Source organism: Pantoea sp. BJ2, from assembly GCF_040255075.1.
Lineage (GTDB): Bacteria > Pseudomonadota > Gammaproteobacteria > Enterobacterales > Enterobacteriaceae > Pantoea > Pantoea leporis.
The window spans coordinates 3,765,211-3,782,036 of the sequence record NZ_CP158292.1 but is presented as its reverse complement, the minus strand read 5'-3'; the positions used below and the strand labels follow the sequence as shown (position 1 = coordinate 3,782,036).

The following is a 16,826-nucleotide window of genomic DNA, read 5'->3' as shown; positions in this document are numbered from 1 at the left end:
TATATCCGTTTCGTCGACATTCGCAGCAAAATACTGGTCTTATCTGCGAAGTTGATCGAATGTGGCCCGAAGGCCACACTTTTTAACAGATCTCGCGGGAGGAACACAACCGTGCGGGGATTATCTGGGGAGAAGTTTACGCAACTTATTGTAACGCCACGCTAACAGCGCAATGGCCAGCACGGCGTAGATCACCGGCTGCGGGGAGAGCACTTTTACTGACCAGATATAGTGAATCGGCACGAGGATCGCGACCAGATAGACGCCGTTATGCAGCGTTTGCCAGCGAGGGCCCAGTTTGCGCTGCATGCGCTGGAATGAGGTGATGGCGAGGGCGCAGAGAATAATCCAGCTGATCATCCCCAGTAACAAATAAGGACGCGAAACCAGCTCGCTGCCGAGTAAACGCAGATGATCGTAGCCAAGTTCCAGCAGGTAGTAGCTGGTAAGGTGCAAACTGGCCCAGGCGAAACACCACACGCCGAGCAGGCGGCGAGTGCGAATCAGCAGCGGCTGTTTCAGGTAGCGTGTCAGCGGGCTGACCAGCAGCGTGGCGAGCAGCAACTTAAGCGCCATTCTGCCGGTAAAATGCTGGATATCTTTCGCCGGATCAGCGCTCAGCCAGCCCTGACTCGCTGCCATAAATAGATACACAAACGGCAGAAAAGCCGCCAGATGCAGCACGACTTTCAACGCAGTGATGTGACGTAAAGAGAGGCGCACTCAATAGTTCTCCCGTAAATCCAGGCCGCGATACAGCGACGCCACCTCTTTCGCGTAGCCGTTGAACAGCAGCGTAGGTTGGCGATCAACCTTCAGAATGCCGCCCGCGCCGATAAAGCGCTCAGTTGCCTGCGACCAGCGCGGATGATTCACATGCGGGTTCACATTGGCGTAGAAACCATACTCATTGGCGGCGATCTGGCTCCAGGTCGTTGGCGGGCGATCGTGCGTCAGCGTAATCTTCACAATCGATTTAATCCCTTTGAAGCCATATTTCCACGGCACCGTCAGGCGAATCGGTGCGCCATTCTGCGGCGGCAGCGCTTTGCCATACACGCCGGTACTCAGCAGCGTCAGCGGATGCATCGCTTCATCAAGCCGCAAGCCTTCCACATAGGGATAATCCAGCCCGCCGCCGATAAAGCGATCTTTCTGACCCGGCATTTGGTCGGGTGCGTATAGCGTTTCAAACGCCACAAAGCGCGCATTGCTGGTGGGTTCAGCCAGTTTGAGCAGCTTGTTGAGTTCAAAACCGACCCACGGAATCACCATCGACCAGGCTTCGACACAGCGCATGCGGTAGATGCGCTGCTCCATGGCAAAACGCTTGAAGATGTCATCCATATCCAGCGTGATCGGTTTGGCAACTTCGCCTTCGATACGCAGCTTCCACGGATCAGTTTTCAGCGTGCCAGCGTTAGCAGCAGGATCGGCTTTATCAAGGCCAAATTCATAGAAGTTGTTATAACCTGACACCTTATCAAACGGCGTGAGCGGCAAATCGGCTTGCCATTCAGCCGGTTTAGTAAAATCTAAATCACGGCCAGCGGGCGCGGGCGGACGATCATTGCCTTTAAACCAGCTCAGCACATCGGCTTGCGCGGTGCCGGGTAAACTGGCTGCTGCTGCGCCTAATCCTAACGCTTTCAGCACCTGACGGCGGCGCATATTAAAGACGCTTTCTGGCGTGACGTCGGCTTCTGTGAGCAAGTGCTTCAGGTTCATGACGCTCTCCTGTGAATAGTAAATTATGACCAGCATGCTCAACTTCAGTATCAGGCGCGAACTTGCGGGGAAAAATGTGAAATTTCCTGGCGCATCGCCTTCTTTGAGAATAGGACGAAAAAGCCCATAGCAAAGTCAGGCCATCACGGTTTAACGCTATACTCGCGCCGTAGCGCTTATCATGCTGTGTTATGTGCGATTTTGATGCCAGTCTGGCGCTGAATCACACCTTGATTTGTGCTATTTTGCTCAGGTTTGCGCCAGGGGTAAGCGTGGCGCCGACGGATTAACACCGTTCATAACCGCAGTGATGCAGGCACAGGGATGCGATTAACAACTAAATTTTCTGCGTTTATTACCTTATTAAGTTTACTGGCGATGATATTGATGCTGGTGGGCTGCGCTTTTAGTTTTATCTGGCTATCGCAGCAGCGCGTGGAAACGCGGATGCAAACGCTGGCGACTGAAGTAGATAAAGCATTGGCTTCACAATCGCCGCAGGAAATCACGCAGTGGCTAACGCGCATGATGCCGGTGGTCAATGCCGAACAGGTGCAACTGCTGAACGGCGATACGTTAGTGTTCAGTTTAGCCCGCCATGAAAATCCGATGTTAGAAGATGAGCCTAATCGCTTTGTGCAGTTCGATTTGCCCCTGACGCATTCGCCGGGCCTCGAACTGCGCGTGGTGGTGCTGGATCCGGCCAAAACCCTGTTTCGCTCCTTTACCGGCACTTATACGCTGGTGGTCCTGTTTACGGTCGTCGCGATCATGTGCGTGCTGCTGGTCATGACCAACCGCTGGCTCAAGCGGCGCTGGCGGGATATGGAACAGTTAGAAGCGCGCGCCGATCGCATTCTGACCGGTGAACGTCATTCGCAGGGTGACCATGCGGCGGAATGGCCGCCGAAAGCCAGTCGCGCCATCGATGCGCTGCTGGGCGATTTGCAGGAAGCGGGCGAGCAGCGTTTACGCATCGATACCTTAATTCGCACCTTTGCGGCGCAAGATCCGCGTACCGGCCTGAACAATCGTTTGTTCTTTGATAACCAATTGGCGACGTTGTTGGAAGATCAGGAAGATGTCGGCACGCACGGCGTGGTGATGATGGTGCGTCTGCCGGACCTCGATATGCTGCACGAAACCCTCGGCCCAACGCTGGTGGAAGAGTATCTGTTTGATTTGATTAATATGCTGTCGACCTTTGTGCTGCGCTATCCGGGCGCGCTGCTGGCACGATATTTCCGCAGTGACTTCGCCGTCTTGCTGCCGCATCGCACTTTAAAAGAAGCCAATAGCATTGCCGATCAACTGATTAATGCCGTCGATTCACTGCCGCCGATGCGCATGGTCGATCGTGATGATTTGATCCACATCGGCATCAGCGCGTGGCGCAGCGGTCAGAGCGTGTCGCAGGTGATGGAAAATGTGGAGATGGCTACGCGGCGTGCGGCATTGCAGGGCGGTAATAGCTGGTCGGTTGGCGAAGGCAATACCCTGGATATGGGGCGCGGCAGTGTGCGCTGGCGGACCTTGCTGGAGAACACGCTCAATCGTGGTGGTCCGCGACTTTACCAAAAGCCGGCGGTGTTGCTGGATGGAAAAGTCCATCATCGTGAATTACTGACGCGTGTGTTTGATGGCGACAAAGAAGTGGTGTCGGCTGAGTTTATGCCGCTGGTATTGCAGCTGGGTATGACTGACAGCTGGGATCGTCAACTGGTGACGCGCATCGCGTCGCTTTCGGAAGTGTGGCCGGATGAAACTCTGGCACTTCCCGTGAATATTGATTCGCTGTTGCAACGGCCTTTTCAGCGCTGGCTGCAAAAACTGCTGCTACAGTGCAGCAAATCGCAAAGAAAACGTTTTTTATTTGAACTTGCTGAGGCCGACGTTTGTCAACACATCAGCCGTTTAGTGCCGGTTTTTCACATGTTAACCGCATTTGGCTGTCGCATTGCGGTGGATCAGGCCGGTTTGACGGTGGTGAGCAGCGCTTATATCAAACAATTCCCGATAGAAGTGATTAAACTTGCGCCGGGTTTGGTACGCAATATTGAACGACGCACCGAGAACCAGCTGTTTGTGCAGAGCTTGCTGGAAGTGTGTAAGTCATCGCCAACTCAAGTTTTCGCCGCGGGTGTGCGAACACGCGCGGAGTGGCAAACGCTGTCGGGATTAGGTGTTTCGGGCGGGCAGGGCGATTTCTTTGCGCCTTCGTTGCCGGTCAACAGTAATGTAAAGAAACATTCGCAACGTTATCGAATTTAGACCTTCAGCGCGCGAAGTGCAGGCTGATGGCTGTTTTTATCGCTTATTAGTGCCGGAGCGCGCGATGCTGACGGCTGGAAATGTTAGATTTTATGTCGAAATTCGCCGGCTAGCGCCGGGGCAATTTAGGTTAAAACGGCGTGTTAACGCCATTTAACTGCGGCAAAAGACCCTACGATCAGGCCAAAAAAGTATTCAGCGTATTTTTTCACCGAAGCCGAACGTTTTTGCGCCTTGTAGCGGCTTCGCGTGGTTGGTAAAGTAGGCGGATTTTATTTTCCGCCCCCAGCTTGCAGGATTATCCCTTAGTATGTTTAAAAAATTTCGTGGCATGTTTTCCAATGACTTGTCCATTGACCTGGGTACCGCGAATACCCTGATTTACGTGAAAGGACAAGGCATCGTGTTAAACGAGCCTTCTGTGGTTGCCATTCGTCAGGATCGTGCCGGCTCCCCAAAGAGCGTAGCGGCTGTCGGTCATGACGCTAAGCAGATGCTGGGCCGTACGCCGGGCAACATCGCTGCTATCCGTCCTATGAAAGATGGCGTTATCGCCGACTTCTTCGTTACCGAAAAAATGCTGCAGCACTTCATTAAGCAAGTGCATAGCAATAGCTTTATGCGTCCAAGCCCGCGTGTGCTGGTCTGCGTACCGGTGGGTGCGACCCAGGTTGAGCGTCGCGCCATCCGTGAATCTGCACAGGGTGCAGGCGCACGCGAAGTGTTCCTGATTGAAGAGCCAATGGCGGCGGCGATTGGTGCAGGTCTGCCGGTTTCTGAAGCAACCGGTTCTATGGTGGTGGATATCGGTGGTGGTACCACTGAAGTAGCAGTGATCTCGCTGAACGGCGTGGTTTACTCCTCTTCAGTGCGTATTGGTGGTGACCGCTTCGATGAAGCTATCATTAATTATGTTCGCCGCAACTACGGTTCACTGATTGGTGAAGCGACTGCAGAGCGTATCAAGCATGGTATCGGTTCTGCTTATCCGGGCGATGAAGTACACGAGATTGAAGTTCGCGGCCGTAACCTGGCAGAAGGTGTGCCACGTGGCTTTACCCTGAACTCGAACGAGATTCTTGAAGCGCTGCAGGAACCGCTGACCGGCATCGTGAGCGCGGTGATGGTTGCGCTGGAACAGTGCCCGCCAGAGCTGGCTTCTGACATCTCCGAGCGCGGTATGGTGCTGACCGGTGGTGGCGCATTGCTGCGTAACCTCGATCGCCTGCTGATGGAAGAGACCGGTATTCCGGTGGTCGTGGCAGAAGATCCGCTGACCTGCGTAGCACGCGGCGGTGGTAAAGCGTTGGAAATGATCGACATGCATGGCGGCGATTTGTTCAGCGAGGAGTAATTCCTCAACGGCTGAGGCCCTGGTCAAATTGCGCAGGGAATAGCGCCTATGCTGACGCTGCTGCTGCAACGCACGACGGCGAAATGCGTCCAGCCCTGAGGCGTTGGTGATTTAGGCTAACGCTTCTTCCCTGATGTCGAGGAACACGCAGAATTTATGAAGCCGATTTTTAGCAGGGGACCTTCCCTGCAGTTGCGCCTCTTTCTGGCAGTCATTGTGGCTATCGCGATTATTATCGCCGATAGCCGCGTGAGCTCCTTTTCCCAGATCCGCAACTACCTGGACACATCGGTCAGTCCATTTTATTTTTTGGCCAACGGGCCAAGACAACTTCTTGATGGCGTTTCCGAAACCCTGGCGTCACGTCAGCAATTGGAACTGGAAAATAAAGCACTGCGCCGTGAGCTCTTCCTAAAAAACAGTGACTTGCTGATGCTGGGGCAATATAAGCAGGAAAACGCGCGTCTGCGCGAACTGCTTGGCTCGCCGCTGCGCCAGGATGAGCACAAGATGGTAACGCAGGTGATCTCCACCGGCACCGATCCTTATACCGATCAGGTGGTTATCGACAAAGGCAGCGTAAACGGCGTTTACGAAGGCCAGCCGGTGATCAGCGATAAAGGTGTAGTCGGTCAGGTGGTCGCGGTCGGTCAGGTGACCAGTCGCGTACTGCTGATTTGCGACGCGTCGCATGCGTTGCCGATTCAGGTGCTGCGTAATGATATTCGTGTTATAGCCGCCGGTAATGGCTGCAGCGAAGATCTGCAGCTGGAGCATCTACCGGGCAACACCGATATTCGCGTGGGCGATGTGTTAGTCACGTCTGGCCTGGGCGGCCGCTTCCCGGAAGGTTATCCGGTTGGCGTGGTCTCTTCGGTGAAAGTCGATACGCAGCGCGCTTACACGGTGATTCAAGCGCGTCCAGCCGCTGGCTTGCAGCGTTTGCGCTATCTGCTGCTGCTGTGGGGCGCGGATCGCAACGGCGTCGCACCGATGGCACCGGACGAAGTGCACCGCGTGGCCAACGAACGTTTAATGCAGATGATGCCGCAGGTGCTGCCGCCAGCAGGCGAAATGGGCCCACCGGCACCGGATACTTTGCAGTCTTCGCAGCAAATGGGGCCACCGCAACCCGCTAACAGCAGTCGTTCGCAAGGGAATTCTGCGAACACACGCGGAGGCCAGCCTTGAGTCGATATCGCAGCCAGGGCCGATGGGTTATCTGGCTGTCCTTTCTGATTGCCCTCATCCTGCAAATCATGCCGTGGCCGGAACAGATCTATATGTTCCGGCCATCATGGCTATTGCTGATCCTCATTTATTGGGTGCTGGCGCTGCCGCATCGGGTGAATGTTGGTACCGGTTTTTGTCTTGGTGCCATTATGGATCTGGTGGCGGGTTCAACGCTGGGCGTGCGCGCATTAGCCTTTAGCATCATCGCGTATCTGGTGGCCTTTAAATTTCAGTTATTCCGAAACTTAGCGTTGTGGCAGCAGGCATTAATGGTTATGGTGCTGTCCCTTGCGGTGGATGTGATTGTTTTCTGGGCAGAATTCCTGGTGATCAACGTCTCTTTCCGCCCGGAAATCTTCTGGAGTAGCGTGGTCGACGGCGTCCTGTGGCCCTGGCTATTCTTATTGATGAGAAAGATTCGCCGTCAATTCGCTGTTCAGTAAGGAATACTATGATAAGCCTGTACCTCGCATCCGGTTCACCGCGTCGACGTGAGCTGTTAACGCAGCTTGGTCTGCAATTTGAACGCCTGATTACCCACGTAGAAGAGCAGCGTCAGCCTGAAGAAGCGGCTGACGCTTACGTGCGTCGTCTGGCGTCAGATAAGGCGCGCGCGGGCGTCGCGGTGGCACCGCAGGATCTGCCGGTGCTGGGTGCTGATACCATCGTGGTGCTGAACGGTGAAGTACTGGAAAAACCGCAGGATGCGGCGCACGCCGCCGCGATGCTGAGCAAGCTGTCGGGACAAACTCATCAGGTGATGACCGCGGTGGCGCTGGCCGATACGCAGCGTGAGCTGGATTGTCTGGTGACCACGGACGTGACCTTCCGCACGATGACGGCGGAGGAAATTTCGCACTATATTGCCAGTGGCGAGCCGATGGATAAAGCCGGCGCGTACGGAATTCAGGGCCTTGGCGGCAATTTTGTCCGCAAGATTAATGGAAGTTATCACGCCGTGGTGGGATTGCCGCTGGTTGAGACCGGTGAGCTGCTGAGTCATTTTCAGTCACTGCGGGCGTTAAGGGGACAAGATGACGGCTGAACTGCTGGTAAATGTGACACCTTCAGAAACCCGTGTTGCCTACATTGATGGCGGCATTCTGCAGGAAATCCACATTGAACGTGAAGCACGACGTGGCATTGTGGGCAACATCTATAAAGGACGCGTCAGTCGCGTCTTACCTGGCATGCAGGCAGCCTTTGTCGATATCGGCATGGAAAAAGCCGCCTTTCTGCACGCTTCCGACATCATGCCGCACACCGAATGCGTGGCGGGTGATGAGAAGAAAAATTTTGTGGTGCGCGACATTGGCGAGCTGGTGCGTCCCGGCCAGGATCTGATGGTGCAGGTGGTGAAAGATCCGCTGGGCACCAAAGGTGCGCGCCTCACCACCGACATTACGTTGCCTTCACGCTATCTGGTATTTATGCCCGGCGCGTCACACGTTGGCGTCTCGCAGCGTATTGAGAGCGAGGCCGAGCGCGAACGACTGAAAACGGTGGTTGCAGCGCACTGTGACGATCTCGGCGGCTTTATTATTCGTACCGCTGCGGAAGGCATTGGTTCGGAAGAGTTGTCGCAGGATGCCGCTTTCCTGAAACGTTTGTGGACCAAAGTCAGCGAGCGTAAAAAGCGTAATCAGACGCGCTGCCTGCTCTACGGTGAACTGGCATTAGCGCAGCGCGTGCTGCGTGATTTCGCCGGTGCCGCGCTGGATCGCATTCGCGTGGACTCACGTTTGACCTGTGATTTGCTGGTGGAATTTACCAGCGAATATATTCCGGAAATGGCAAGCAAGCTGGAGCTTTACAGCGGCAAACAGCCGATTTTTGATCTGTTCGACGTTGAGAACGAAATCCAGCGTTCGCTGGAGCGTAAGGTCGAGCTAAAATCCGGCGGCTATCTGATTATCGATCAAACCGAAGCCATGACCACGGTGGATATCAACACCGGCGCGTTTGTCGGACACCGCAATCTCGACGAGACCATCTTCAACACCAACATTGAAGCGACGCAAGCGATCGCGCGTCAGCTGCGACTGCGCAACCTCGGCGGCATCATCATTATCGATTTCATCGACATGAGTAACGACGAGCATCGCCGCCGCGTACTGCATTCGCTGGAGAGCGCGCTGAGCAAAGATCGGGTGAAAACCGGCATCAATGGTTTCTCGGCGCTCGGTTTGGTGGAGATGACGCGTAAACGCACGCGTGAAAGTATTGAACATGTGCTGTGCGCCGATTGCCCGGTGTGTAAAGGGCGCGGCACCTTGAAAACGGTGGAAACCGTCTGCTATGAGATCATGCGTGAAATTGTGCGCGTGCATCACGCCTACGATTCCGACCGTTTCCTGGTGTACGTTTCCCCGGCGGTGGGCGACGCGTTAAAGGGCGAAGAGTCACACGCACTGGCGGAAGTGGAGATCTTCGTCGGTAAACAGGTCAAAGTTCATGTTGAACCGCTCTATACCCAAGAGCAGTTTGATGTCGTCATGATGTGATATTGAGGTTGAGTTCCGCAAGCCAACGGACAGCAAGGAGAGGTGTGTGAGGCGGTTGCCGAGGATTTTGTTACTGCTGCTCGCCACAATCATCGTAATTGTGGCGCTGCTGGTCAGCGGGTTGCGCCTCGTGATGCCGCACCTCAACAGTTATCGCAGTGATATTCTGCAGACGATCTCACGCGTCAGCGGCGTCACGGTGACGGCCAGCGAACTGCAGGGCAAATGGGAGAATTTTGGCCCGACGCTGCAGATGCGCAATCTCAACGTCGCGATGCAGGAAGATGGGCAACTGACCATCGGCCGCGTCAATCTTGCGCTTAACGTGTGGCAATCGCTGCTGCACTGGCGCTGGCAATTCCGCGATCTCACCTTCTGGCAGCTGCATCTCGAAACCAATCATCCGCTGTTCACCAGCGACGAACAGAAGAACAGCTTCAAACCGGCGCAAATCAACGATCTGTTTTTGCGTCAGTTCGACCACTTCGATCTGCGCGACAGCAGCATCCGTTTTCTGACGCCGTCCGGCCAGCATGCTGAACTGGCGATTCCACGCCTTACCTGGCTGAACGAAAATACCCGTCACCGCGCCGAGGGCGAAGTGAGCCTCTCCAGTTTTACCGGCCAGCATGGCGTGGTGCAGGTGAGGCTCGATCTCAACGACAGCAACGGTTTACTCAGCGATGGCCGCATCTGGATGCAGGCCGATGATGTGGATGTGCGACCGTGGATTGGTCCGTGGCTGCGTGATAACACCAGCCTTGAAAGCGCGCGCTTCAGTCTGGCCGCGTGGGCGAATTTGCGCGATGGCGATCTCTACGCCGGTGATTTGCTGTTGAGCAAAGGTGGCGCGCGCTGGCGCGGCGAGCAGGGCGATCATCAATTAGAGGTTGATGGCTTAACCGCGCACTTGTCGCGCTACCAGAATGGCTGGAGCCTTTCGGTACCGCAAACCCGCTTGAGAACGGATGGCATCGCATGGGCGCCAGGACATTTTTCCCTGCTGTGGAAGCCAGAAGATAAGCAGATGCTCGGCGCCAACAGTGCTCCGGAGATGCGCGTGCGTGCCACGCAGCTGGATTTAGAACGTCTGGCGCCCGTCGTTCCGCTGTTTGCACCGCTTTCCCCAACCTTGCTGGATAACTGGCGTGCGCTACAGCCACGCGGCCACATTGATGCGCTGGCGCTGGATATCCCGCTGCAGCAGCCTGAGCAAACGCGTTTGCAGGTGAAATGGCGCGATCTCGCCTGGCAACAGTGGGAATTACTGCCGGGTATCAGCAATCTCAGCGGGAGCGCCAGCGGCAGCTTAAACAACGGCTTGCTGGATGTGGCGATGGGCCAGGCGGAAGTACCGTACGGCGATATGTTCCAGGCTCCGCTGCAGATTAAACAGATCACTGGCCAGCTCAACTGGCTGCGCGATGCTAACGGCTTAACGCTGGATGGACATCAGCTGGATGTGCAGGCCCGTTCGCTGTGGGCACGCGGCGATTTCCGCTACCAACAGAATTTGGGTAGCGCGCCGCGCCTCGATATTCTCGCCGGAATTCGCGTTACCGATGCTGGCGATGCGTGGCGTTATTTCCCGCAGCAGCTGATGGGTCACGATCTTACTCACTATCTCAGTGACGCGATTAAAGGCGGGCAGGTGGATAACGCCACGCTGCTGTTTGCTGGCGATCCCTCGCTGTTCCCGTTCAAACACAATGACGGCATGTTTGAAGTTTGGGTTCCGCTGCGCAATGCCACCTTCCAGTTCCAGCCCGGCTGGCCAGCGCTGGAAAACCTCGACATCAATCTCGACTTCCTCAACAACGGTTTGTGGATGAAAGCCGATAAAACCAGGCTCGGCGAGGTTGATACGCGCAACGTCAGCGCGGTGATCCCGGATTACCTGAAAGAGAAGTTGATCATCGATGGCGATATCAGCGGCGAAGGCAAAAAAATCGCTGACTATTTCGAGCAAACACCGCTGAAACCGACGCTCGGCGCGGCGCTGCAGGAGCTACAGATTGGCGGCAATGTGCGCGGCACGTTGAATCTTGATATTCCACTGGATGGCGAGCAGGTGCACGCCAGCGGCAATGTGGTGCTGAACAACAACAGCCTGCATATCAAGCCGTTAAATACCACGCTAAACAATCTCACCGGCCGCTTCCGTTACAACAACGGCAATCTGGAGAGTGAAGAGCTGCAGGCCAACTGGTTCGGGCAGCCAACCGGCGTGAGTTTCAGCACGAAAGAGAATCCCAACGATTTTGGCGTGAACGTCAAACTGCTGGGCGATTGGCAGCCACGTAAACTCAAGGTGCTGCCGGATGCCATCACGCGTCAGTTAGACGGTTCTTTACCGTGGCAGGGCAATGTGGATATCACGCTGCCGCATAAAGGCGGCGCAACCTACAAAGTGGCACTGCAAGGCGAGGGCAAAGCAGTAAGCAGTCACTTACCAGCACCGCTGGATAAAGCGGCTGGTGAAGCGATGCCGATTACCATCAACGCGGATGGCGATCTGAAAGGCTTTACCTTGAGCGGCAGCGTGCGCGAGCGCCATCGTTTCAATAGCCGCTGGATTCTGGAGCCGCAGCTGCGCGTTGATCGCGGGATCTGGCTGAATGATGCGAAAAGCACACCGAAGCTGCCCGAGAAGCGCGGCATGGAGCTGAATCTCCCGCCGCTGGATGGCGAAGCCTGGATGGGGATGATGGCTGGTGCGGGCAGTGCGCGTAACGCTCAGGGCGAGCCGGAAGTGGGCGGCGCGGCGCTGCCGGGCGACTTTATTCTGCGCACACCGGCGCTGACGCTTGGTGGTCAGCAATGGCACGACGTTAACGCTACCGTTACGCAGGGGCCAGCCGGCAATACCCACTTGCAGCTGGAGAGCCGTGAAGCACGTGGCAGTTTGCAGACGGCGCAGCGCTCTCCATGGCAGATCAACCTGAGCTATCTTTACTACAATCCTGAATGGGCTGAGAAAAGCGATGGAAAATCATCGCCGTTTGGCGGCAACAGCAGCAACATCAACTTCAGCAGCTGGCCAGCGTTGCAGCTCAACTGTGATGAGTGCTGGATTCGCGGGCAGAAGTTTGGCCATATGCAGGCGAAGCTACAGCCGCAAGGCGATACGTTAGCACTTACTAACGCCTCGATTGATTCTGGCAGCTCAAAATTAAATGTGGCGGGTGAATGGGTGAATAAACCCGGCGATCAGCGCACTTCGCTGAAGGGCAGCCTGAGCGGCGACAACATCAATGACGCGGCTAACTGGTTTGGCATGAATACGCCGCTGCGCGATGCACCGTTTAAACTCGATTACGATCTGCACTGGCTTTCTGCGCCGTGGCAGCCATCGGAAGAGACGCTAAGCGGTACGCTGAAAACCCACTTTGGCAAAGGTCAGATCGCCGATGTGAATACCGGTCGCGCCGGGCAGTTACTGCGCCTGTTTAGCTTTGATGCCTTACTACGCAAGATGCGCTTCGATTTCAGCGACACCTTTAGTGACGGTTTCTATTTCGATTCGATCAACGGCACCGCGTGGATTGAAAACGGTGTGATGCGTACCGATAACCTGCTGGTGGATGGCCTGGAAGCGGATATCGCCATGAAGGGCAACATCGATTTGGTGAAGCGTCAGATCGACATGGAAGCGGTGGTCGCCCCGGAAATCTCCGCGTCGGTTGGCGTCGCCACTGCATTCGTCATCAATCCGGTGGTCGGTGCTGCGGTCTTCGCCGCCAGCAAAGTGCTGGGACCGCTGTGGAATAAGATTTCACTGTTGCGCTACCACATTAGCGGACCGCTGGATAAGCCGGAAATCAATGAAGTACTGCGCAAACCGCGCGAAGACGAGAAGAAGTGAATTTGACGCCGTCGGGTAATTGCCGCAGGCTATGACTATCCGAGCACATAATGAGTGAGAAACGATGACTCTGAATCTGGTAAGTGAGCAGTTGCTAACTGCGAACAGCATTAATCAGCAGGACCTTTATTCCCTGTTAGGGCAGCTTTCAGAACGTCGTCTGGATTATGCCGATCTCTATTTCCAGTCCAGTTTCCACGAATCCTGGGTGCTGGAAGACAAAATTATTAAAGATGGTTCTTACCATATCGATCAGGGCGTGGGCGTCCGCGCCGTGAGCGGTGAGAAAACCGGTTTCGCCTACGCTGACCAGATTTCCCTGAATGCACTGCGTCAGTCGTCTGAAGCGGCGCGCAGCATCGTGCGTGAACAAGGCAACGGTAAAGCGCATACCTTATCGGCGGTGCTGAACCGTTCGTTGTATGCGCCCGTTAATCCGCTGGATAGCCTGACGCGCGAAGACAAAATTGCCCTGCTGCACCGTGTTGACAAAGTGGCGCGTGCTGCCGATCCACGTGTGCAGGAAGTGAATGCCAGCTTGAGCGGTGTTTACGAACAAGTGCTGGTAGCCGCAACTGACGGCACGCTGGCCGCAGATATTCGTCCGCTGGTGCGTCTTTCCATCAGCGTGCAAGTGGAAGATCAGGGTAAACGCGAACGTGGCTCAAGCGGCGGCGGCGCGCGTACCGGTTATGAATTCTTCCTCGCCGATGAGAGCGGTGATGTGCGTGCCGATGCCTGGGCGCGCGAAGCGGTGCGCATGGCGCTGGTCAATCTCTCCGCCGTGGCGGCACCCGCTGGCATGTTGCCGGTGGTGCTGGGCGCAGGTTGGCCGGGTGTGCTGCTGCACGAAGCAGTTGGACATGGTCTGGAAGGTGATTTCAACCGTCGTGCGACATCGGTATTCAGCGGCAAAATGGGCCAACTGGTGGCTTCAGAGCTGTGTACCGTGGTTGACGATGGCACCATTGAAGGTCTGCGCGGTTCGCTGGCGGTCGATGATGAAGGCGTGCCGGGCCAGTACAACATGCTGATCGAAAATGGCGTGCTGAAAGGCTACATGCAGGACAAGTTGAATGCGCGCCTGATGGGCGTCAATCCAACTGGCAATGGTCGCCGTGAATCTTACGCGCACCTGCCAATGCCGCGCATGACCAACACTTACATGCTGGCGGGCAAATCGACGCCGCAAGATATCATCGAAAGCGTGGAGTACGGCATTTACGCGCCAAACTTCGGCGGCGGCCAGGTTGATATTACGTCCGGCAAGTTCGTGTTCTCCACCTCAGAAGCTTATCTGATCGAGAACGGCAAAGTAACGACGCCCGTAAAAGGCGCCACGCTGATTGGCTCCGGCATCGAAGCGATGCAGCAGATCTCGATGGTCGGCAACGATCTGGCGCTGGATAAAGGCGTCGGCGTATGCGGTAAAGAGGGACAAAGCGTACCGGTTGGCGTGGGTCAGCCAACGCTGAAGCTGGATAAAATCACCGTAGGTGGTACCGCCTAACGTTGTCAGGTCGCCATGTATGGCGACCTGAACATCTGCCCTCAACCTTTCCGATGCTGCTGATACTGCTGCGCTACCTGCCTGAAATACTCGGTCAGATAATCAATGCACACCTGCACTTTCAGCGGCAGCTTGTCTTTCTCGGTATAGAGCGCATAGACCGGGCGCGGCTCCGAGTGATATTGCGGGAACAGAATATCGATCTCCCCCGCATTGATCTCATCAATCACCCACATCAACGGCACATAGGCGATACCGCAACCTGCTTTCAGCCAGCGAATCAGCGTCTGCGAATCGTTGGTCACGAAACGGCCCTGCGGCGTAAGGCGGGTAACCAATCCTTCCGGCGCAACCAGTTCAAAAGTGTTATCCGGCCGCACGCTATATTCCAGCCACGAAAAATTATCGATCTCGCTAGGTTTTTCCGGCGTGCCATGCTGCGCCAGATAGCTCTTCGCCGCGCACACCACCATCGGCATTGCACCCAGCCGACGCGAGAACAAGTTCGAATCCTGCAGCGCGCCCACGCGCACCACCAAATCCAAACCGTTGGCAATCAAATCGGGAGCAGGAATGCCCGTCACCAGATTGACCCCCAAACCCGGATATTCGCGTAACATTTCGCTGGTCATCGCCGATAACACATTCTGCGCCATCGTCGATGAGCAGCCGATCCGTAGAATACCGATCGGCGTGTTGTTAAAGGCGTACAGCTGCTCGTGTACCTGCGACGCTTCCGCCAGCATGCGGCGACAGCCCTGAAAATAGATCTTTCCGGCTTCAGTCAGGCCAATGCTGCGGGTGCTGCGATTAAGCAATTTAACCTGTAACTCATCTTCCAGTTTGGCGACAATCTGGCTGATAGACGAAACGCTAAGCTGTAGCTGGCGCGCCGCGGCGGTAAATGAACCCAATTCAACCACTTTGGCGAAAATGGACATGCTTTTAAGTCGATCCATTGTTTACTCTGGCTAAAAAGTGATTTAGCTCACAATATGTAGAAAACGTATAGTCAAGCGCGTTACTATACGCGCGCTGGGTCTCTTCACTGCACCTGAACACGGCTGTGTTAGCCCGATGATACGCTATGATTAGCTCAACGCGGCCTGAATGTTGCCATCAGTTTATCCGTCATCCCCTGATCGTAAACCCAACGTGCTATACGGCACGTGGGCAGGTATCGGTGCAATCCGGCAAGGTCGAACTAAGGATCCGAAATGAGTGTGCTTCCGGTATTTGTCGTATTCGGGCTGAGTTTTCCGCCCATCTTCATTGAACTACTGGTTTCACTGGCGCTGTTCTGGCTGGTGAAACGCGTGCTAACGCCTAGCGGGATCTACGATCTGGTTTGGCATCCGGCACTGTTTAACACTGCGCTGTATTGCTGCGTGTTTTACCTTGTATCCCGTTTATTCGTCTGAGGTTTTTTAAGTGAAAGCGCTAATAAGAAAAATCGCGCGATACGCGATTACACTCCTGCTGGTTGTCATCGCCATCGTGATCATCTTCCGCGCCTGGGTGTTCTACACCGAATCACCGTGGACGCGTGATGCCAAATTCTCTGCCGATGTGGTAGCGATCTCGCCTGACGTCACCGGCATCATCACTGACGTGCCGGTGCACGACAACCAGCTGGTGAAAAAAGGCGACACGCTGTTTGTGGTTGACCGTCCGCGCTACCAAAAAGCGCTGGACGAAGCCCAGGCGGATGTCGAGTATTACCAGGCGTTAGTGAGTGAAAAACGCCGTGAAGCCAGTCGCCGCAATCAGTTGGGGACCAGCGCGATGTCGCGTGAAGCGATTGAGCAATCCAATAACGATCTGCAAACCAGCGAGCATCAGCTGGCGAAGTCTGTGGCCACGCGCGACCTGGCGGTGATTGACCTCGATCGCACCACTATCAAAGCGCCATCTGACGGCTGGGTCACCAACCTCAATGTCTATCAGGGCGAATTCATCACGCGCGGCTCGGTAGCCGTGGCGCTGGTGCAACAGCACTCCTTCTATGTGCTGGCCTATATGGAAGAGACCAAGCTGGATGGCGTGCGTCCGGGCTTCCGCGCGCAAATCACGCCGTTGGGGAGCAACGCGGTACTGCGCGGCACCGTTGACAGTATCGCGGCGGGCGTAACCAACAGCAGCAGCACCAGCGACAGCAAAGGCATGGCAACCATCGACTCGAATCTGGAGTGGGTGCGTCTGGCGCAGCGTGTGCCGGTGCGTATTCGTCTCGACGAGCAACCGGGCAACCGCTTCCCGGCAGGGACCACGGCGACGGTGGTGATCACCGGTGCGCAGGATCGCGAAACCAAAGTCTCGCCGCTGGCACAGTTGTTCAATCGCCTGCGTGAGTTTGGTTAA

At 55.6% G+C, this 16,826-nt stretch carries 13 protein-coding genes; 10 read left to right on the top strand and 3 right to left on the bottom strand.

The window, feature by feature from the left end:
• Positions 1-120: 120 nt before the first annotated feature.
• Positions 121-723, bottom strand: a complete 603-nt coding sequence (msrQ, locus tag AAF463_RS17430) for a protein-methionine-sulfoxide reductase heme-binding subunit MsrQ (RefSeq protein WP_350261202.1) — start codon at positions 721-723, stop codon at positions 121-123.
• Entirely contained in the window at positions 724-1,728 is a 1,005-nt protein-coding gene (gene msrP, locus AAF463_RS17425) for a protein-methionine-sulfoxide reductase catalytic subunit MsrP (RefSeq protein WP_101762837.1), read from the bottom strand.
• A 324-nt stretch (positions 1,729-2,052) separates the two neighbouring features.
• Here msrP and csrD point away from each other — a divergent pair, with 324 nt between their 5' ends.
• From csrD to tldD, 8 genes are all read left to right on the top strand, one after another.
• A complete protein-coding gene (csrD, locus tag AAF463_RS17420; protein ID WP_350261201.1) occupies positions 2,053-3,999 on the top strand; it encodes an RNase E specificity factor CsrD in 1,947 nt (648 codons plus the stop codon).
• Between the two features lie 310 nt (positions 4,000-4,309).
• Entirely contained in the window at positions 4,310-5,353 is a 1,044-nt protein-coding gene (gene mreB / locus AAF463_RS17415) for a rod shape-determining protein MreB (RefSeq protein WP_007891976.1), read from the top strand.
• Between the two features lie 156 nt (positions 5,354-5,509).
• Positions 5,510-6,544: a rod shape-determining protein MreC gene (gene mreC / locus AAF463_RS17410; protein ID WP_008101989.1), complete on the top strand. Its 1,035-nt coding sequence runs from the start codon at positions 5,510-5,512 to the stop codon at positions 6,542-6,544.
• Entirely contained in the window at positions 6,541-7,029 is a 489-nt protein-coding gene (gene mreD / locus AAF463_RS17405) for a rod shape-determining protein MreD (RefSeq protein ID WP_101762839.1), read from the top strand. Before mreC ends, mreD begins: the two co-directional genes overlap by 4 nt.
• A gap of 8 nt (positions 7,030-7,037) precedes the next feature.
• Complete coding sequence (locus AAF463_RS17400; protein WP_101762840.1) at positions 7,038-7,631, top strand: Maf family protein; 594 nt, start codon at positions 7,038-7,040, stop codon at positions 7,629-7,631.
• Positions 7,621-9,090: a ribonuclease G gene (gene rng, locus AAF463_RS17395; RefSeq protein ID WP_101762841.1), complete on the top strand. Its 1,470-nt coding sequence runs from the start codon at positions 7,621-7,623 to the stop codon at positions 9,088-9,090. The genes AAF463_RS17400 and rng overlap by 11 nt, the downstream gene beginning before the upstream one ends.
• A 46-nt stretch (positions 9,091-9,136) precedes the next feature.
• A complete protein-coding gene (gene yhdP, locus AAF463_RS17390) occupies positions 9,137-12,955 on the top strand; it encodes an AsmA2 domain-containing protein YhdP (RefSeq protein WP_350261200.1) in 3,819 nt (1,272 codons plus the stop codon).
• A gap of 64 nt (positions 12,956-13,019) precedes the next feature.
• Positions 13,020-14,465 (top strand): metalloprotease TldD, encoded by a 1,446-nt coding sequence (gene tldD / locus AAF463_RS17385; protein WP_110867445.1) that lies wholly within the window; start codon positions 13,020-13,022, stop codon positions 14,463-14,465.
• Between the two features lie 41 nt (positions 14,466-14,506).
• On the opposite strand, the gene aaeR is transcribed toward tldD, so the two are convergent.
• On the bottom strand, positions 14,507-15,424 hold the full coding sequence (gene aaeR / locus AAF463_RS17380; protein WP_101762846.1) for an HTH-type transcriptional activator AaeR: 918 nt from the start codon (positions 15,422-15,424) through the stop codon (positions 14,507-14,509).
• A 258-nt stretch (positions 15,425-15,682) separates the two neighbouring features.
• Here aaeR and aaeX point away from each other — a divergent pair, with 258 nt between their 5' ends.
• On the top strand, positions 15,683-15,886 hold the full coding sequence (aaeX, locus tag AAF463_RS17375) for a p-hydroxybenzoic acid efflux pump operon protein AaeX (RefSeq protein WP_021508145.1): 204 nt from the start codon (positions 15,683-15,685) through the stop codon (positions 15,884-15,886).
• Between the two features lie 10 nt (positions 15,887-15,896).
• A complete protein-coding gene (aaeA, locus tag AAF463_RS17370; RefSeq protein WP_101762847.1) occupies positions 15,897-16,826 on the top strand; it encodes a p-hydroxybenzoic acid efflux pump subunit AaeA in 930 nt (309 codons plus the stop codon).